The sequence below is a fragment of the Botrimarina hoheduenensis genome, assembly GCF_007859815.1.
GTDB classification, from domain to species: domain Bacteria; phylum Planctomycetota; class Planctomycetia; order Pirellulales; family Lacipirellulaceae; genus Botrimarina; species Botrimarina hoheduenensis.
This window is the reverse complement of the sequence record NZ_SJPH01000002.1, coordinates 747,545-766,433: the sequence shown is the minus strand read 5'-3', so window position 1 is coordinate 766,433 and position 18,889 is coordinate 747,545. Positions and strand designations below refer to the sequence as shown.

17 protein-coding genes and 2 tRNA genes are annotated in these 18,889 nt (G+C 60.9%); 3 read left to right on the top strand and 16 right to left on the bottom strand.

Going from position 1 to position 18,889, the window contains the following annotated elements:
• The first annotated feature begins 98 nt into the window (after positions 1 to 98).
• Positions 99 to 275: a hypothetical protein gene (locus tag Pla111_RS17165; protein ID WP_197524822.1), complete on the top strand. Its 177-nt coding sequence runs from the start codon at positions 99 to 101 to the stop codon at positions 273 to 275.
• A gap of 241 nt (positions 276 to 516) precedes the next feature.
• Positions 517 to 590, top strand: a tRNA-Val gene (locus Pla111_RS06815).
• A gap of 537 nt (positions 591 to 1,127) precedes the next feature.
• Here the strand turns inward: Pla111_RS06815 and Pla111_RS06810 are convergent.
• Together Pla111_RS06810 and Pla111_RS06805 are read right to left on the bottom strand one after the other, a co-directional pair.
• A complete protein-coding gene (locus tag Pla111_RS06810; protein WP_231930791.1) occupies positions 1,128 to 2,141 on the bottom strand; it encodes a DUF1214 domain-containing protein in 1,014 nt (337 codons plus the stop codon).
• A 176-nt stretch (positions 2,142 to 2,317) separates the two neighbouring features.
• A complete protein-coding gene (locus tag Pla111_RS06805) occupies positions 2,318 to 3,118 on the bottom strand; it encodes a hypothetical protein (RefSeq protein WP_146572616.1) in 801 nt (266 codons plus the stop codon).
• Between the two features lie 1,038 nt (positions 3,119 to 4,156).
• Between Pla111_RS06805 and Pla111_RS06800 the strand changes: the two genes are divergently transcribed.
• A complete protein-coding gene (locus tag Pla111_RS06800; RefSeq protein ID WP_146572614.1) occupies positions 4,157 to 5,266 on the top strand; it encodes an alkaline phosphatase D family protein in 1,110 nt (369 codons plus the stop codon).
• Between the two features lie 28 nt (positions 5,267 to 5,294).
• Here Pla111_RS06800 and Pla111_RS06795 read toward each other — a convergent pair whose 3' ends face one another.
• From Pla111_RS06795 to aroF, 14 genes are all read right to left on the bottom strand, one after another.
• The gene (locus tag Pla111_RS06795) at positions 5,295 to 7,415 is read right to left on the bottom strand and encodes a M61 family metallopeptidase (protein ID WP_197524820.1); all 2,121 of its coding nucleotides are present in this window, start codon (positions 7,413 to 7,415) and stop codon (positions 5,295 to 5,297) included.
• A gap of 123 nt (positions 7,416 to 7,538) precedes the next feature.
• Positions 7,539 to 8,864, bottom strand: coding sequence for a hypothetical protein (locus Pla111_RS06790; protein WP_146572610.1), 1,326 nt, complete (start codon positions 8,862 to 8,864; stop codon positions 7,539 to 7,541).
• Positions 8,865 to 8,918: 54 nt separating this feature from the next.
• A complete protein-coding gene (locus tag Pla111_RS06785; RefSeq protein ID WP_197524819.1) occupies positions 8,919 to 9,278 on the bottom strand; it encodes a hypothetical protein in 360 nt (119 codons plus the stop codon).
• A gap of 42 nt (positions 9,279 to 9,320) precedes the next feature.
• The gene (locus Pla111_RS06780) at positions 9,321 to 10,337 is read right to left on the bottom strand and encodes a DUF1559 domain-containing protein (RefSeq protein WP_197524818.1); all 1,017 of its coding nucleotides are present in this window, start codon (positions 10,335 to 10,337) and stop codon (positions 9,321 to 9,323) included.
• A gap of 113 nt (positions 10,338 to 10,450) precedes the next feature.
• Positions 10,451 to 11,914, bottom strand: a complete 1,464-nt coding sequence (locus Pla111_RS06775; protein ID WP_146572604.1) for a PD40 domain-containing protein — start codon at positions 11,912 to 11,914, stop codon at positions 10,451 to 10,453.
• A gap of 167 nt (positions 11,915 to 12,081) precedes the next feature.
• The gene (locus Pla111_RS06770) at positions 12,082 to 13,233 is read right to left on the bottom strand and encodes a hypothetical protein (RefSeq protein ID WP_146572602.1); all 1,152 of its coding nucleotides are present in this window, start codon (positions 13,231 to 13,233) and stop codon (positions 12,082 to 12,084) included.
• Positions 13,234 to 13,774: 541 nt separating this feature from the next.
• Positions 13,775 to 13,847 (bottom strand) — tRNA-Asn (locus Pla111_RS06765).
• 81 nt (positions 13,848 to 13,928) lie between these two features.
• Positions 13,929 to 14,474: a flavoprotein gene (locus Pla111_RS06760; protein WP_146572600.1), complete on the bottom strand. Its 546-nt coding sequence runs from the start codon at positions 14,472 to 14,474 to the stop codon at positions 13,929 to 13,931.
• A gap of 13 nt (positions 14,475 to 14,487) precedes the next feature.
• Positions 14,488 to 14,748, bottom strand: coding sequence for a DNA-directed RNA polymerase subunit omega (locus Pla111_RS06755; protein WP_146572599.1), 261 nt, complete (start codon positions 14,746 to 14,748; stop codon positions 14,488 to 14,490).
• The gene (gmk, locus tag Pla111_RS06750; protein ID WP_146572597.1) at positions 14,745 to 15,356 is read right to left on the bottom strand and encodes a guanylate kinase; all 612 of its coding nucleotides are present in this window, start codon (positions 15,354 to 15,356) and stop codon (positions 14,745 to 14,747) included. The genes Pla111_RS06755 and gmk overlap by 4 nt, the downstream gene beginning before the upstream one ends.
• 102 nt (positions 15,357 to 15,458) lie before the next feature.
• On the bottom strand, positions 15,459 to 16,355 hold the full coding sequence (locus Pla111_RS06745; protein ID WP_197524817.1) for a YicC/YloC family endoribonuclease: 897 nt from the start codon (positions 16,353 to 16,355) through the stop codon (positions 15,459 to 15,461).
• 25 nt (positions 16,356 to 16,380) lie between these two features.
• Positions 16,381 to 16,824: a preprotein translocase subunit SecG gene (gene secG, locus Pla111_RS06740; RefSeq protein ID WP_146572593.1), complete on the bottom strand. Its 444-nt coding sequence runs from the start codon at positions 16,822 to 16,824 to the stop codon at positions 16,381 to 16,383.
• An 87-nt stretch (positions 16,825 to 16,911) separates the two neighbouring features.
• A complete protein-coding gene (tpiA, locus tag Pla111_RS06735) occupies positions 16,912 to 17,667 on the bottom strand; it encodes a triose-phosphate isomerase (RefSeq protein WP_146572591.1) in 756 nt (251 codons plus the stop codon).
• Between the two features lie 105 nt (positions 17,668 to 17,772).
• Positions 17,773 to 18,798, bottom strand: a complete 1,026-nt coding sequence (gene aroF / locus Pla111_RS06730; protein WP_146572589.1) for a 3-deoxy-7-phosphoheptulonate synthase — start codon at positions 18,796 to 18,798, stop codon at positions 17,773 to 17,775.
• Positions 18,799 to 18,889: the final 91 nt, after the last annotated feature.

Here is an 18,889-nt window from a genome sequence, read left to right as displayed (position 1 = left end):
GGTAGCAATGAGCTTGCCGAATAAGCGAAGGCTTGCTGTAATCGGGTCTTGGCTATGCGATGGAGCCGTAGCCGAAGCGTGATCCGCTGAGTCTTGCTATGCGAAGAGTCCTGCTTACTTGGAAAGCCGCGATCCACTACGGCGAAGTCTTTGGCTTCGTCGCGGCATGGGTATTTGGGCTCACGGTCCTGTCACAGCTCGCCAGACCGGTTAGTGAGGCTGAGGCTTGGGGTCCGATCGCCTCGGCTGAGCAGCCCGCCGACGTCCTTCGCTGAGCCAATCTGCCGGCGGCTTCTTTGCTTTTTTCGGCTCGCAGGCGGTTCTCCGCCCTTGCCGGGCCTGCCACAGACTGCGGTCTAGGCGGTAGGGCCGTTCTTGCTGCCCTCTTTCCGGCAGCTCCAGCAACTGCGGGGCGACTTGCTCGGGAGATCAACCGAGCCGCGCCTACTGGCATGCCCCTGGCCCAGACGATAAACTACTAGTCTCGGCCCGCGACAACCGCGGGCAGGGACACGAGGGCGCGTAGCTCAGTTGGTTAGAGCGCTTGCTTGACATGCAAGAGGTCACAGATTCGAGTTCTGTCGTGCCCACTCAAATCGTTACTTGGCAGTGATTTAATACAAGGGAAGGCCGGCGTAGAGCGGATGCGTTTTTCGCAAGCGCGCGGTCTCCGTGGATGAAGCCGTAATCCACTGTGGTGGAACGGCTTGGGTGAAGCTGCCTTGCCCGGCTGCCCACAGACTCTGGCAGTTTTGTCAGAGTCGTTCTTTCGGCGACGCCTTTCTCGGTCGCTTAGGTCGCCAAGTTGGACGCTCAAGAGCCGATCGCATGCAACCTGCAGAGGTCTTCGCCGGCGCCTGCTGTTGGCCTTGTCGCTAAGTGCGGTCGGTTGGTGCACCCGAGGCGACTTGTAGAGCGGCGAAACTTGCAGCGGTGTGTAGGACGCGGCTGCAATAACTTCAATCCGAGGACGATAGCTCCGCCGTATAACGTCAAAGGTGACTCACGGCTCCCCGTGGCGCGAAACCTGCCCCGAGCGAAGCGAGGAAGAAGGAGGCGTGACAAGGGGTGCGGTTGATTCCACCGCCTTGTTCTGCCATCACACTTATACTGGATCAGGATGGCACTTACTTTACGGGAACAGCTGCCGGAGGAATCCAATCCCCCTCAAGAATTTCCGTTTCCGGCAGGTATAGACGCACCAGGTAATTCCAGCCTTCGGTAATCGGAAGGTAATTGTCAGCGCCCGGATCACCCCCGAAATGGATGGTCATGCTACCGTCGGCATTCTTCTTGCCTGTCACATTGTTTTTGGAGTAGGCGCCCAGCTGGTTGGGTTCAAAGAAGCCATCCTTGTTGTAGACCGTCACCGACCAGAACGCGCCGACGGGGACATCCTTCGGCATTGTGAGCGTGTAGGCCGTTTTTCCGTCATTCATCTCAGGAAAAATGCTGACGTATGTCGCACCACGAGCCGGATTGCCGCCCCATCCACCGGCGGTCGCCATCAGGTGGGTGATGGGATCCACCTGGCCTCTCTTTCCGAATCCGTCGGAAAAGTCGGACAGCCTAGCCACTAGAAGATTGAGATCTTTCCGTGTTCGCACAAAGGAAGTCATGTCCCATTCCGGCAATTCGAGTTTGCCCGGGGATGCCTGCTTAGTTTGGATTTTATCCTGCAGGGCGTGCGCGGCCTTCATGTCTGCTGGGTCATTTGGATCGGCAAAAGTCCGGAAAAGTGCCATCGCGTAGCGCGTCCCCACAGAGTCCATTGTCAGCATGACTTCCCCGCCTCCGTGCTTGAGGATAGGCATGTAATGATCCTGGCTAATGACAAGCAGAGATTGAAAGCGGTCTGCTGATTCGGGTTTGACGATCACCGCCGGCGAGCTGAGATCGAGGACCACTGCGGAATACAGCGTGTCACGGTTGCCGCGGATGGTCGTCTGGTTCTCGACTGAGTAAGGTTCGCGTAGATGCAGAATCTCTCCGACTCCACCCGCTCTCTCCGCGTACCCCTTGAACTGCACATCGCTCTCTGCGCGAATGTAGTTCATGATGGTGACTGGGATAGTCTCCGCAAGGCCGGCATTCGGGAGGATCGCGGCCAAGGCGACCAATGCTGAGATGGCTATTTTCATAGTGTTGTACTCGTGTGTTGTTGATTTCTTTGCCGAACGCCCCGCATCACCTGTCGGTGGAAGCGGGCGAAGCCCGCTGTATCCGGTCAGGTGCATGCGGTTCTTATGCGGCGTTCTGTTCGAAGCGGCCACTGGTCGTCCAAGCTCCGATAATAGGGGGCTCGTGCCTGGAGCGATCATGGGTGATTTGGCCGATTCGTAGTCTGTTGGCTGGCTTCAGCGTTGTACTGATAGTTGCCCACAAGCTCGTCGAGAACGATCGTGTTAGGCGGTTCGGAATCGGCGGTGGACGTCAGAATCATTTCCTGATCCAACTTGCGCGATCTGAATTTCCAACCTTCCGGTAATTTCAGGCGCTCGCCGAGGGTGGGCAGGTTTTCAATGGTGTTCTTGGGGTCGATCTTCAGGGACAGACTGAACATGGTGTAGACGGCGCCCTCTGGGGTGATAAGCTCGTATACCGTTTCGCCAGCATGGAACTTAAAGGAATTGGTTCGTTTAGAGGTCAGGACATAGTAAGCAGGCGGTTCTTCAGTAGCAGCCTTATCGAGGCTAGGGGTTTCGAAGACGCCTAACACGCGAAATGGGATCGTTCCGATCACCGTCTTCTCGCCGCCATTCCAGGCGATCCCCCCGGTGATACTGTTAGCCACGAGACGGCGCGGACCATTGAAGATGACCCCATCACCCCCGTATTTCTTTATCAAGGTATCTGCATCCAGAGCCCGGAAGCGGGCGTCCATCACCTCGTTGGACGCCTCAAGGTCTAAGCCGAGAGAATTGTGGTAGACACCGAGCCCGCTGCCGTCGGGCTGGCGGTTCATGAACAGAAGTTCGTAGAACGCCCTGCCGCGCCAGTTTTCAATCTCGATCTGGACGGGATCCTTCAGGGCAACTTCCTGTTGGGCAAAGGCCGGCGTCATGGCGCCCAGCAGCACAAGCGCAAGCGCGATTGTCTTCACGGATATGGTTGTCATTGTCTTCACTGTCCTTCTCCTATTGGTTTACCGTCTTGTGACGGTGGTTGTTTTACTGATGTTCTCGCACTCTCTTCACTACTCCAACGATTTCGCTTTGGGAAAGCTCCATGTCCCGTTTAGGATATCCTTCTTCGGCTTACACTCCATAGATGCCACTGCTGGCTTTGCCCAGCAGTGCTGAAGCGGGTACCCGGGGCCCACTGCCGGACAAGCGGGACAGTGGCACACGACGGCACGCTTCGTCTCCACCGTTCGACGCATTCTAGCAAAGAGCTGGCCACGCTTAGGAGTGACCGTATTGAGCGGCGAGAGGCGACCAGCAAACCCGCCGAGGCTGCCTCAACCTCCGCACCGACGGAAATGCTCGAATTCGCGGAGGTCTGATCCACCTACCTCGGAGCAAGTGCGGACGCTTGTCAGAGAAGTGCCAGAGGACCCTCGCAAGGGGGCAGAAAAGCCGATAGATAATCGATTCGTGAGACGAACGGATTGGCTACCTCGACTCAACACAAACGCCTACCAGAAAATTGCTTACGCGGCGTATCGGCCAAGATGACCGACTTGCTACACCTGCAAGAGGTCACCGATTCGAGTTCTATCGTGCCCACGCTTCCTTCCCTAGGCTTCAAGGCTGAATGCCCTGGCCTTAAAGGGCGGTTCCTCTCACCCTTCGAGCGAGCGCTGCTTTTTCCGGCATTGGTGCCGTCCTGCATCTCCTGAGGCCAACTCATGGCGATTACTGCCGCGCCACCTAATCATCGTGTGGAAGCCTCTTGGGGCGCACACAAAGTTCGGTGCCGAGACTTTGTTGCTTCAAACGTGGTGGCCTGCCGAGCTTGATTGCTTGATGATTCTTGCCCACTGCCAAACGATGTCCGTGCTTATCACACCGATCAGCTTAGCCCATGGCCTCCTTGGGCGATTGGCTTGCCGGGGATCGCGCGTCGGTACACTAGAAGGTTGCGACGCCTGGTCGCTGAGGTACGATGGCATCACGCATCCTAAGTATCTTGCCAACCCCCTGTACCGCCATCCATGACGTTCCTCACGCGCGGCAGCCTGAAGGGTCTGCTCGCTCTTGCCGTTGTCCTCACGACGGTCTGCCGCCCGGCCACGGGTGAGACGCCCCTCTCGCCTGAGCGGATCGATAAGATCGCGTTCGGTTCGTGCGCGAAGCAGGACCTCGATCAGCCGATCTGGGACGACATCGTGGCCCAGCAGCCCGATGCCTTCCTCTTCATCGGCGATAACATGTATGCCGACAGGAAGCACCCGCCACGCTCGGCCGGCGATATCGCTGCGGCCTATCGCAAGCTTGGTGCTAAGCCTGGTTTTCGTCGGTTGCGGCGTGCCTGCCCGGTGCTCGCCACGTGGGACGATCACGACTACGGATTGAACGACGCTGGAGGCGAGTTCCCCTTCAAGGAGGCTTCGCAAACCGTCATGCTCTCGTTCTTTCGTGAGCCGGCCGACTCGCCGCGTTGGGGTCGAGAGGGCGTCTATGGGGCCTGGCGTTTCGGGCCCGAGGACCAGCGCGTACAAGTCTTGCTGCTCGACACGCGGTACTTTCGTAGTCCTCTCCGAGAGGTACCCGCTGAGAAGCGGCAAGGCCGAGGTCCCTATGGCCCCCAACCGGACGGCGGAGGGTCGCTGCTGGGCGAAGCACAGTGGCAGTGGCTCGAAGAACAGCTCAGCGAACCTGCCGCGGTGCGACTCATCGGCTCGAGCGTGCAGGTGGTTTCCGACGAGCACGGCTGGGAGGGCTGGAGCAACTTCCCCCGAGAGCGGCAACGACTCTACGACCTGATCGATAGTACCAAGGCCCGAGGGGTGATCTTCCTGAGCGGCGACCGCCACCTAGCTGAGATCTCTCGCAGCACCGAGGCCGGCACGCCCTATCCGATGTGGGACTTCACCTCGTCGGGACTTACCGACCCCAAACAGCCAGCACGCGAGCCGAACCGCAACCGCGTTGGACCGCTCCTCAAGCAAACCCAGTTCGGTATGGTGCGGATCGACTGGTCGGCTGGGCCGCAGTTGACGCTCGAAGCAATCGGGCTGGGGGGCGAATCGCTGCTGAGTCAGCAGATAAACCTTGCCGACCTGCGGGTGACCCCCGCGCCGGCAGTTGTCCAAACGAATTAAGCCACTCTCAGGCCGGATGACCGCCGAACTAACGCTGAGCGCTTACCGCAGCGGTAACTCGCGATCGTAGTCGTGAGGACTTGGACTTCGCCGTCATGGAAGCCGTCTTTTCAGATGACACGGCTTCGCTAGGGGGCGATCGCAGAATCTCCGTGAGCAGGTCGGGCCCTTCGTCATGCCGCTTCAGAACGGCGTGGCGAGGTCCCTCGCTGTAGCTGAGCTCGTGAACCGAGTACCACTGCCCTTCGCGGACGATCAGATCGATCGTTTCACCGTCTCGATACTTTGCGGCCGCGTCCAATTCTTGATTAAGGACCGAGGGCGAGAAAGCACGGCGGTTGACCGCGACCACCTCGGAACGCTCGCGCAGGCCCGAGTCATCGGCAACGCTCTCGGGGACAACGCGTTCGACGACTCCGGCCGTCGAGACCACGATCCCCAGCGAATCGATCGCTTGGATCGAACCCAATACCTCTTCGCGATTGTTGACAAACGTGGGTTTGCGACGGACCCAGCCCAGCTCATAACCCGAGCGATTCACGCCGTCGAGCGCTAGCTCAGCCTGAGGCAGGTAAACGTGCCTTTGGATCATGCCGCGCCATGGGTGATCCGCGAGCGACTCCAGGTTCGCTACTAGGTCGTCCAAGGAGTAACTCGTGGCTACCGGTGAATCGGTATCAACGGCAAAGAACTGCTTGCAAAAATCATCCATCGAGGCCTTGCCGCCCGACTTCTCGCGGAGCAAGCAATCGACGTTCAGCCAGAACAGGGCACCTTCATCGTAGTAATCCTGGCCACGACGCAGATCGGCCCAGTTCGAAGGTCCCCCACGCAGGGTGGGTGCCGACACCGCGGTGTCGGACAACGGACGCCACTCGCGCCCCGTCCGCTGCAACTGCTCCGAGACCTGATACGCGAGGTACTCGCGATGGTAGCCCATCGACACTTGTCCGGAGCGAACCGCCACTAACTGCATCAGGTACTGGGTGAGCCCCTCATAAACCCATAGCAACTCGGTGCCGAGCGGCTCGTGGAAATTGGTGCTCGACATCTTCTCGGGCAAGCGGTGCTTGCCGCACCATGCGTGTACCAACTCGTGGGGCAGCAGGTAAGCCGGACGGTGCCGGTAGAGCGAGTCGTCACGCAGCGCCATGGCCCGCACGCAATTGAGCGAACTCGCGCCGTGCTCTAAACCGAAGCGCGGCAGGCGATCGGTGCAGACTACTAAGAAGGCGTAATCATCAAACGGAGCGGAGCCAAATAGCCGAACAGCCTGGGGCATGATCTCCGTCAGCTGATCGACACGTTCCTGCGGCACGGTTGTGCAGGCGTGGCTGTCTCCGACCAAGTGCATAACCGTCGGCGGGAACCCCTCGCGATCCAGCGGTACAGCCCGGTAATAGCGACCGGCGATCAGCGGTGAATCCACCAACCGCTTAAGGCTGGTACGACCGAGGTCGATCTCGCCCGTCTGGCGGTCGGACGAGATCGGCTTGATCGCGGTACCGACTCCCCAGCCTGCCGGCACACGGACACGTGTATGAATCGCGGTCTGCGAAACATCGCACCCGTCGGGATAGACAAGACAGGTATTAAAGTTGAGCGTCAGCAGTTGTCGCGTTCCGAACGTATCGACACCCGTTGAGAGTTGTGTTGGCTGGTTCGCCAGGTAGGTCAACCGAACCTGAAGGCGATCGACCCCTTCGGGGACCGTCACCCAGAACCGATTCAGGTCGGTCGGGTCTCGCGACCAGCGCAGCGGCTCATCGTCCTCGTTGCTAAAGACCACGCGTGCCAGGTTGGCAATCTGACCGGTTGGCCCCGCGACTCCCGGCACCCAGTTGGCAAACCAAAGCGAGCGGCGGCCCGGCTTGATGGGAATCGTCTGCTCGCTTGTCAGCAGGCTGCGGTGCAGCGTGGTGGCATCGACACTTAATTCGATTACCGGCGTAGCGTCGTCAGGGGCCGCCGTTGCGGGCTCTTGCGGCTCAATCGCTGGTGGCACGGGAGACGGACTGGTCTCTGGGTTGGCTTGCGCGAGCGGCTTAGCGACTTCCGCCGCGGTCAATCGCGCGGAGACCCGCGTCGTTTTCTTGGTTGGGGTCGCTAGCGCTGCAGGGGTATCCGCCAGCGAGACGCTGGCGGCCACAATCAGCCCTAATGCAATGCGAACATAGCGGCTCGATAGCCATGCCCCCGAAGTCGCCGGGCGGCTAGTTGCCGATCTAAAGACCAATCGCTTTGGCATGTTTGCTCCCACACTTCCTTGTGCTTAACGACGATAAAAGCCCCGTCGTTGCCGTAGAGAGAGCGCTCCCACCGCCGCGATCATCAGCGAGGCCGGCTCAGGCGTCGCGAAGCTCATTGCGGTAGGTGGCGCCTGCCTTCCGTACTCGGCTACCCACACGAGGTAGTCCGCTTCGTCAACCGTGCCGCTTCCATCGGCGTCGGCTGCAAGTTGCTCCGTCGAACCGTAGCTGTCTCTCCAGATAGTGTAATCCGCGAGGTCAACAACCGCATCTAGATTGAAATCGGCCGCGAGAGGCTCCGCGGCAAAATTCGGTAGGACCTCGTATCCCAAGTCGCGAAGCAACGCCACATCAATCTCGGTGAGGTACTTGCGGACCCCGCTGAGCGAGTTGGGATCCAGCAAGGCTTCCGAAACAATACCCTGTGAATCCCATACGAACGACTGCAGGTTCTCGGCAAAGTGGCCTCCCGCTGCCGGCACCGGTCCGCCGTGAACGGCGACCACATTAGGGCCCAGCAGATCGCCCTGAGGGCTTAGCCCCACATAGTCAGTAAAATTACTGGTGGTTGCGCCCAAAGCGTGCAGGAGTTCGTGCAAGGCCGTTCCGTAGAGATCCCCCTTGCTAGCGGCGCCAGCGTCGATCGTCCGCAGGTCAAAGCCCTTCCAGCTATCCGAGACCGTTGAGTAGTCCCAGTTGTCGGTCGTAATATCGACCAGCGGCATCTTGTTAGGGTCCTGAACCCCGTAGTTGTCGGTCGGGTTAGGGCCCGGATTTTGGCCCCAGTACCAGTTCTCGCTCAGATCGAAGTAGATCCGCCCGCCCCAGGTGTTGAACTCGACACCCGCGAAGCCGGCGGGGTTCCGTCGGTCGGCGTCGTTCCAGCCCCCCTTGGCTCGTGCCGTGGTGGCGGTGTCAAAAGCGAACGCTCCCACATAAACCACGTACTGGTTCGCCCCTACCGCCGATCGGTTACTGGTTGGGATCGAGTACTCATACCCACGCCCATCCGATTCGGCGAAGCCAGCAATCGGCTGGCCATCCAGTCCGATGATCGAAGACGCAAACAAGTCCGTCAGACCGAATGAACGGTTCAGCGATGGCAGGGCGCTCCAGTCTTCGTTCGTAATGATCGCCGATAAAAAATCTGCCGCGGCGTCGAGTGTCGCACGCCGCGCGATTCCCTCGGGAGAAACGCCGAACCAATTCGCGTTGTTCTCATCTAGCGTGTAATCGAGTACCAACTCGATTGCAGCGGCAGGGCTAACTGGAACCGAGAGTGACAACAGCGTGAGACACACCCCGAACCGATTCGCTCGACTAGCAGCGGGACGGGGCGAGCGTGACATCGGCAGAAGACGGCGACCGCTAGGACGCCGCATGCAGGAGCTAAGTGAAGGACACTAAGAACGATTTGCCAGCAGACCAAAGGCACCCACCGCCGCTACGCCGCCTCCGGCAACCTTCAACCAGAAAGCCGTCTTACCCGCCGCATCGCGTGTGGATTCGACTTTCTTCCGGGCCTCACGATAGCGGTCACGGACCTCGCTCATCTGGGCGTCGCGTTCAGCGGCGGTGCGGGCGGCGGCGGCCGATTCCATCGCCTGGCTAGCGTCGAGGAATTCGGTCGCTTCGTTTCGGGCCGCCTCGGAGGGCCTGCCAAAGAGCACCGGCCAGGCAAACCCCGCAACCAGCAACGCGATTCCTAGCGTTAGGCAAGCGACCAACAGCAAAGAAGGCGGTGGAGACTTTGACTTTGACACGGGCGATCGGGCGAAACGCCCGGCAATGAACGGGGAATCGGGCTAGCGGATGCTACTACCGTCGCGTACGTACACGAGGTAAGTCATGACCAGCGGATCAATATCATCAAGGACGAATTCCACACGCCCGTCGAGGTAGCCAGCGTTCACTCCGCCCGTGTGAGCCGCGCGCGGTGCGGCCGATTGGAAAGACAGGCCCCCCTCTCGGCCATCCCCGGTGCAGGGGAGCCCCTCAAAGAGTGCTTCTTCAGGACCGTCGCACCGATCGATCGCGTCGTAGATCAGCCCGTTAGGCGTCCTGGCTAAACCGTCTTCGAGCCAAGCTGTGAGCGGTTCGAATCGGTCTACCGCGTCGGGTCCGCTGATGCCATTAGCGCTGTGCATGTCATAGGCCAGCAAGGCGGCACCGGCCCAGGGCAACGCCCAAGCTCCCCGGACGTCTTTCTCGGTAGCGCGCGTGCGAACCTCGGAAACCATCAGCGTAGCGGTCGTGCCGTCTGACACCTCCCGCAGCTCTTGCCCGAAGAGCGGAATCGCCCCGGGAAAGCCCAGCCGATCGGCGTGATAAACGCTTGTGTAAGCAGCGTAGTTGCCTTTGCCAAAGTAAGACGGCTGCCCATCGATCTTCAGCAAGCGATGCTCGTAACGCCGACCGCTGGCACCATCGGACGGGCACAGCAGCGACGTAGGCTGGTTGGCGGCCGGTGAACCTGGCGTCAACGCGACATTGACCGACTGGACATCAAACTGATCAAACAACGCCTGCTCTTCCAGATACTCCAGGATGAACACGAACCAGCTGTGGTTCAGGCCCGCGATCAGCGTGACCTGCGCGGTCGGCGAGCTGGTGGGTTTGGGTCCGTAGGAACCGCCGGGCGGGAGCTTGCCGCGTGCGGATTCATAGTTCAGAACCGCCAGACCAATCTGCTTCAGATTACTGGTGCAGTTGATCCGGCGGGCGGCCTCACGCGCTGCTTGAACTGCCGGCAGCAACAACGCAACCAAGATGCCAATGATGGCGATCACCACCAAGAGCTCGACGAGTGTAAAACCGGCCAAACCTCGCCACGGTCGCGGCTTCTTGCCTGCGCGTCGTCTCTTGGCTGGAATCACACGCTTCTCCATTGGATACCAAAATAGGTGTCAGGCTAAATCGTCGCACGCTTGTTGATTCAGTTCGGCAAGCTCCGCACCGCATCCCTCGTGAGTGGCGCTGACCAGTACGTTGCCAGCAACCCGAGCAGAACAAACCCCGCCGTACCGGGCTCGGGCACCGCGACCGCGTTGACACCATTGAAGGCGTTCACCCAAAACGCATAGTCCGCCTGGTCAACCACGTTGTTATTGGAGCCATCGGCACGCAGATCGGTTGTCGAATTCAGCGTGTCACGCCACACGGTGTAATCCGCCAAATCGACGAGGCCGTCGGCGTTGTAATCTCCCGGTGCGGCTTCGAATAGCGGGTTATCGACCAGATAAAGCTCGTACAGATTATCGATTTCACCGTCCGCTATGTAGGCAACCTTACGCCCGTCAGGCGACCAAGCGATCGCCCCTTCGGCCTCCAGGATATCGCTATCGATGTTGCCATCGGAGATGTCCGGGAAGCCATCGCCCGTGATGTCCAAGTCAATGGCCTCAGCCGTGAACGGCAAACTGACTTTCACCGGCGCGCCGCCCGTGATCTCTGCCACATACAGCTCAAAAACATTGACGGTCTGGAAGTCTGACGAGAACGCGAAGTAACGTCCGTCAGGAGACAGACGGAAGTCGCGGATATCGGCGCCCGAAGGGATGCTGAAGCCTGGGAGAAGAGCGGCGGTACCACCACCAATCGGCACAAAATTTAAGTTGTAGTTGTTGTTGACCAAATAGTCGGCCACGAAGGCGACGCGGCCATCGCCCGTGACCTCAACGCCACGGATGTCGATGATGTGCGGAGCGGTGGGGCCAAAGTTGATCAGGGTCGGAGCGGCACCCCCAGCGGCGGGAACACGAAAAAGCGAGTCCTCGTTCGCTGAGGTGGGGTTGAGAAAGCTCGACGCAAACACCACCGTCTGGCCGTCGGGAGTAAGCTGAAAGGTCTCGCGGTCAATATCGCCCTGGGTGGGAGTGGAAAGCACCGTGGTTGCCCCGCCGGTGAGCAGAACCGAGCGGAGCACGTCGGGCGTGCTACCGGTTGGCCGCGAGATGTAGACGACGCGCTGACCATCCGAAGTAATGTGAAAGAAACGGGTATCGTCGGTGGTGATAGTGGTTGCCGCTCCCCCTGCCGCTGGAACACGCAGCAACTGGTTATTGGCGGAGTAAACAATCTGCGTTCCGTCAGGTGTGTAGCGTGGAACGAAGTCCACGTCTGCCGTTCCTTCGTTTACCTTCGTTGGGATTCCCCCGCTGAGCGGGAGAGTATAGGCAAAGTCGTTGGTGGAGCTCGCGGTCAGGGCCCCGCGGATCAGCAGTTGCTGGCCGTTGGGGCTGAAGACAACACTCTCGATCGTGCGGAGCGGGTTCGCGGTGTTGTTGGGGCTGACGCCGGCAACAGGCACCTTGGCTCCCTCAGCCATCGGCCCCCAAGCCATCATGGCAATCCAGCAAGCAGCGGCTCCGCCAATAGACTTCCGACGATTGCGACTCATAGAAACTGCGGGGGAGTGAGAGTATCGGGTGGGCCGACTCGCGATGAGGCACGAGGCAAGTTGGGCGAGGCAGCGAAGCAGCAGCGACAACGATCAAAAAAGCGGCGGCGGATTGTCCATGAATCAGAGACGATCCGCACGCCGCAAGACGGTCGGTTCGTAAGCAATCAGCGGAGACGACCACAAATGATTCCCGCTCCTGCAACCAGCGCCAGAACACCGGTCATCGGCTCGGGAACAATCTGCAAGGTCACGGCGCTGAAGCCGTCCCAGTTGTTTGGTGAGAACGTCCCGGGGCTCAGAGCGTAACTGGTTGAAGCCAGGCCGTTAAAGACGCGGTTCCGGACATCGGTGATCTGATCGCTGGGGAACACGAGCGACGCATCGAACGAATCAAGGCGGACCGAGGCCCCGCCGGTTAGCCAGCTATCACCGTCCGCGTCAGCCAGCGAATCGATAAACGTTGCCGTTGAGGAACCCTTGAGGAACAGCGCGACCCCCTCTTCGAGTTGATCGGCTTCTAGTGTCGAGGTTCCCTCAAGGCTCAGCGTGTGAACACCAACCGATGAACTGGCAAAAGCGTTCTCGACATCGCCCGAGAACACAAAGCTGGAGTCGATCGCGCGAACTGCGGTTACCGTTTCGCCATCAATACCCAGCAATCCCCCTCGGAAAGACGAGCTCGAAACCGTCATGCTCGGTGTCTGAAGAATGATGAACTGATTGAAGTCGGTCGTCCCCATGCCCGACGCGAAGAAGTCGCTGCCGCTGATGGAGACAATTGTCGCGGTGTCACGAAACTCGATATCGTCGCCCGTGCTCTCGAACATCGAATCGGCGATGGTAGTGAACCCCCGCAGGAAAATATCATCGCTCGCCGTGACCATCGATCCGGAGATCGAGACGGTCGATCCAGAGCTGAACTCGATCTGGCCGGTCGCTCCCGAGTTGGCGGACAGCGCGGCACCAGTCATCGTCAGCGAGGCCGCTCCCTGGATATCAAACCCACCGCTCACCGTGAGCCCGGCACCGGTGTTCATCGTCAGCGACCCGCCGCCAAAAACGACACTCGCTCCTGCCAAGACCGCAGCGTTATCGATCACCAAAGCGTGCTCGATCTCGCCGGTTACGCCATCGATGACGGGCGTCGATAGGAAGGCACCCAGTCCATCGGCTTGGTCGTTCCAGTTGGCGGCATCAAAGAAGTTGCCGTTGCTGGGGCCGACGTAAAAAAAATCCATACCGAGTGCGTGGGGGGCTGCGGAGAGCAGAGCTAGCCATCCCATGCACGCTGTGGCTGCGAAGCGAATGCTATTCATTGGATCACACAATCTGGGGGGTCGATCGGGAAGGAACAGGATCATCGGTCGATAGCGGATGACGTTTTTTGGCAACAGCGCACGCAATTACCTGTGTGCAAAAACCAAAAGAGGAACGCAACCTCGAAATGCGCTGTGAGTCCGATCCGTCAAAAGCGGACTCGCGGGCTACTTGCCCAAAAAAACGCGAAGCGGTTGAAGGGCCGCGGGGCCAATCAGGTGGGGAACAAAGAAACAGCCCGCCTAACGCATCATCAATAAAATCGCTAACTATCTGCCCGCAATAAGTCGCCAATTGTAGCTACCAGAGCAGGCTTGGCTACAGCCTCGGCCAGAAAAGAACCGTAGAAACCGCACCGGCAATCAAAGCCGTCGGCGTGCCCAAAAACCTCGGTGACCCCGTAGAGGGGGTCGATGAGGCTCTGCGTAGCCAGCGAGTTGGCATCCGCCAACAGACCCACGCATCGCGGCATGCCAAGAAAATCGCGGCATGCCAAGAAAAAGGCCGAAAGTCGTAAAGACTGGCGGCCACACGATCAAGCTCCCCCGGTAGGACTCGAACCTACGACAAAGCGGTTAACAGCCGCTCGCTCTACCAACTGAGCTACAGGGGATCGTTCAAGTAGTATCGTCCCGAAAGAGCGTTTCGTCCAGGGCTAGCACCGGGGGCGGCTACCGAGCTTGGGCAAGCACGGTCAGGCGGCACCGCTTTGGAGCATTTTGACGATCAGATTGGCTAGGTCCTCCGGCTCGGCCATTCTGCCGGGGCCACGAACCCGGCAACTCAGCCACCCCTCGCCCGGCTCAGCCAGGTGCACGCCATCGGCCCGAAGCTGCTCAACATTGCGTTTTACAGCGGGTTTGGCCCACATCTCGGCGTTCATGGCCGGGGCCATCAGCACCGGTCCGGTGAAGGAGAGCAGCAGCGTGCTGAGCAGGTCGTCGGCCAGTCCGAGCGCGGCTTTGGCGAGCAGATCGGCGGTCGCCGGGGCCACGCAGAGCAGGTCGGCACCGCGGGCAAGCTCGATATGCGGTCCGAGCGGGTGTTCGGCCAGATCGAAGGAATCGACCAGCACCGGGCGTCCGGTGAGCGCGGAAAAGGTGGGGGGGCCGACAAATTGGGTTGCGGCCCTGGTCATCACCACACGCACCCCGTGCCCGGCCTGCGCAAGCCGACTGACCAAGTAGGCCGTCTTGTAGGCCGCCACACCGCCGCTCACGCCGATCACGATCTCCGACACGGCGGCAACTCGCTCAGAGGCTATCGAGATCGAACTCGAGCGCGCCCAAGTCCTGCGGCGCGCCGGTGATCTTCACTTCGCTGGACGAGTCGAGGAAGATTTTGTCCTGAAGAATCTCCTGGACCACAATCTCCATCTTCTCGTGAGAGTCGATATTCACGAGCGGACGAGCGCCCCCGTTAAGGGCGACAAGGCGCTTTTGGATCAGGGTCGAGAGCTTGAATCGACCACCGACCTTGTTGACGATCTCTTCTTCTTTCAGCGCATCAATCATACGGGCAATCCTTCGGCGACCAGCAATTGGTGGATTTCATCGACGGCGAAGTCGAGGCCCCCTTCTTGGGGCCCGCCGTTGACGACGGTGTATCGGTATCGGGAACTCCGCTGGAGCTCGCGTTGGGCGACCTCCAGCCGGCGGGCAATCGCTTCGGGATCTTCGGTGCCACGGGCTTCGAGCCGCTCGCGGAGCACCTGCAGCGCCTCGGCGGGATCGGCCGCCGCGGTCAGGAAGATGCTTACCGCCTCAGGAAACGCCGCCAGCGCTCGCTCAGCACCATCGACATCAATCTCTAAAAGTACCCACCGGCCGGCTTCTAGGCTAGGCGTTACCTCTGCAAGAAGCGTTCCATACCAGTGCCCCCGGCCAAAAACCTCGACGCATTCCAAGAATTCGCCCCGTTGCCTCCGGCTGGCGAACGCCTCGTGCGAAAGAAAATGGTAGTCCACGCCGTCCGCTTCACCCGGGCGGGGGGGGCGGGTGGTTGCCGAAACGCTCAGCCGTAATCGCTCCGCGGTGCGACCAAGCAGCTTGCGAACAATCGTCGATTTTCCGACCCCCGAGGGGCCCGAAAGGATCACGAGTTTGCCGGTGGCTGCGGGCATGGGCGGGGGCGATCGAGACGAATCCGACGGGGGGCGGTGCAGCGGAGCAAAGGAGCCGGTCTGCCGGCTAGGGGGAGGGGGGGCAACTGGTCGCGGACGTGCTTACTCCACGTTCTGGACTTGCTCTCGGACACGCTCGAGCGAAGCCTTGACCTCCACTACCCGACGCGAGATCTCCGTGTCGTTGGCTTTGGACCCAATCGTGTTCGTCTCGCGGCCCATTTCCTGGGCGATGAACTCCAGCTTGCGGCCGGCCCCCTCCTGCTTGTTACCGTTGGTACCAGCGCTCTGAGCGTCGGCGGCAATGGTCGCCTCGAACTGCTCCAGATGGCTGCGCAGCCGCACGATCTCTTCCGAGATGTCACTCCGATCGACGAACAGCGCGATCTCGCGAACCAGGTCCGCGGGCTCGAGCGAAACGCCCAGCTTTTCGACCGCCTGCTTCACTCGGTCGTGAAGCCGCTCGCGATAGTCCGCCGCCACGAGCGGCGCTCGCACCTCGATCCCCGCCAGCTGCTCCTCTACCTGGCGACGATTGGCGATCAGGTCTTCCGCCAGTGCCGCCCCCTCTTGGCGCCGCATGGTGTCCAGCGCGGCAAGTGCCGCTGACAGAGCCGCTTCGATCGTCGGCCAATCGGCCTCGGGATCGGCGGCAGATGCGTCGGGCGTGGAAATCACGCCGGGAAGCGAGAGCAAACGCTCGAGCGGGGGCATCGAATGGACGCCTCCCAGTTGCGTCAATTGCTCCTGGTAGCTCTGCAGCACCGCGGTGTTGAGCCGGTAATCGGCCGCGGCGTTGCGGCGCTCGATGCGGACGTTCACCTGCACCGTACCTCGCCGTATCGACCCCCGCACGAGCTTCTCAACCTGGGGCTCCAGGCCGTGATAGCCGTCGCTCGATCGATAGCTGATCTTAAGGTGCCGATTGTTGATCGAACGCACCTCGGCCGTGACGGCGATCGAGGCCGATTCGCTCCGGCCTTCGCCGAACCCGGTCATGCTAACGAGCACTGTAGAGCTAGCCTCACTCGCTGGCGGGCTGGTCGTCGGGAGTGGTCGAGCCGTCCTCGCCGGTGCCGCTGGTCTCAGCCGGGGCATCGGTGGTGGTCTCCGCAGCGGGCGAGTCTTCGGAGTCGGCGTCAGCCGTCGCGGCACCTGAAGTGCTAGCGCCCGAGTCGCCACCGTCCGATTGGCTCGTACCGGTCGCGAGGTTGATCTCGCTATCGCCAAACGAGTCACCCCGATTGTTGGCCCAGTAGGCACACAACACACAGGTGATGATCCAGATGGCAGCGGCCCAGACCGTGATCCGGGTAAACGTATCGCCGGCTTTGGCACCGAACGCGCTTGAGCCGCCCGGGCCGCCCAAGGCTCCCGCCAGTCCGCCTCCCCGGCCGCGCTGCACGAGCACCAGCAGGATCATGAAGACCGCCATGGCGGACAGGATGAGCTGAATCAAGGTTTCCATAGAACGCTTTTCCGTAGCGATGCCGCAGCGAATCGGCCCACTAAACACTAAAAGGGGATTCGGCCACGAGCGATAAAGTCTTCTTCTTTAGAGTCCCGCCTTGGCGATCCCCAGGAAATCGGCCGGCTTGAGGCTCGCGCCGCCAATCAAACCGCCATCAACGTTGGGCAGCGCCAGCAGTTCGGCGGCGTTGCCCGGCTTCATGCTCCCGCCGTAGAGGATGCGGATCCCCTGGGCGATCTCCGCAGTGTAGCGTTCGGTGAGCAACCGGCGAAGGTCGGCATGGACCTCTTCGGCTTGCTCGGGTGTAGCGACTTTGCCCGTGCCAATTGCCCAGACGGGCTCGTAGGCGATCACGACGCTGGTGATCTGGGTCTCCGACACGCCGGCCAATGAGCCCTCAAACTGGGTGCGGATCACTTCGGCCGTCTTGCCCGCCTCGCGTTCTTCCAGCAGCTCGCCGACGCACACGATCGGGGCCAGTCCGGCCGCGAGGGCCTTCAGAGTCTTGTCGCTAACGTTCTTGTCGGTTTCGCCAAAGATCGTCCGCCGCTCGCTGTGACCAAGGATCACGTACTCCACGCCCAGGTCGGTCAGCATGGTATGGCTGATTTCACCGGTGAAGGCACCATTGTCTTGGCAGCACATGTTCTGGGCACCCAGCGCTACCGGACTGCCAGCTAAGGCCTCGGCAACGACCGACAGGTAGACCGCGGGGGGGCACACCACGAGGTCGGCGTCGCCGGCCTCGGCGGCACCCGCAGCCACGCCCTTGGCGAGCTCAACGGCCGTTGCCCGGTCGGTGTTCATCTTCCAGTTGCCGGCGATCAGCTTCTTACGCATCAAAGTCACCTACGTTTTTTGGTAAGGCCTATTTTTTGGTACGCCCTAGTAGAGCAACGCGTGAGCGGCGGAGTCCTGTGCTTCCTGGCGTTCTCGGCTTCGGCTTCAGATGGTTTTGCCAACCGCCTCGGCGACCTTGCGAATCTGCTGCGCTAGTTCGGCATACTGTTCGGGCAGCAGCGCCTGAGGCCCGTCGGATAGGGCGTCTTCGGGGCAGTTGTGTACCTCGATATGCACGCCGTCGGCACCGGCCGCCACGCCCGCCAGGGCACAAGCGGGGATCATCTCGGGGCGACCCGTCGCGTGGCTCGGATCGACGATAATCGGCAGGTGCGACAGCTCATGGGTCTGCGGGATCGCACACACGTCGTACATGTTGCGGCACGCATTGTCGAAGCCCTTCACGCCCCGCTCGCACAGGACCACGTTCGGGTTGCCTTGCGAAAGGACATACTCGGCCGACATCAGCAGGTCTTTGACCGTGGCGGCCATGCCACGCTTCATAAGCACGGGCTTTTGGGTTTTGCCAACTTCGGTAAGCAGAACAAAGTTCTGCATGTTGCGGGCCCCCAGCTGGATCATGTCGGCCCATTCGGCCACCAATTCGACATGGCGCGGGTCGATCGCTTCGGTGACAACGGGCAAGCCGTGCTTGTCGCCGATTTCGCGGAGCAGCTTGAGCCCGTCCTCGCCCATCCCCTGAAAGGCGTAAGGGCTGGTGCGGGGCTTGTAGGCGCCGCCCCGGAGGACGGTTGCTCCCGCCTTTTTGATTGCCCCCGCGATCTTGTCGAGGCGTTCGGCCGACTCGATGGCGCACGGTCCGGCGATCATGCCGACATGGCCGCCACCGAACCGAGCCACATTTTTCCCCGACCCAACCTCGATCACCGAGGGTTCCGGGTGGGCCGTCCGGCTCGCCAGCTTAAAGGCGGGCTGGACCGCGACGACTTCGGCCACGCCGGGGATCGCGGCCAGCGGAGCCGAGCGGATCTGCTCCTCGTCACCGATCACCCCGATCACGGTGCGATAGGTTCCTTTGCTCAGATGGGCCTGCAATCCGAGGGATTGCACGCGTTCGACCACATGCGTGATCTGATCTTCGGTCGCGGACTCGCGGAGGATGATGATCACGGCGACGGGCGGCGGCTGGGGCTCGATCGGTCGGAAAACGGTGCGGCACTCGCCCACCTGGCCCACGCCGGTCGGGGGCCGCGAAGCTCGG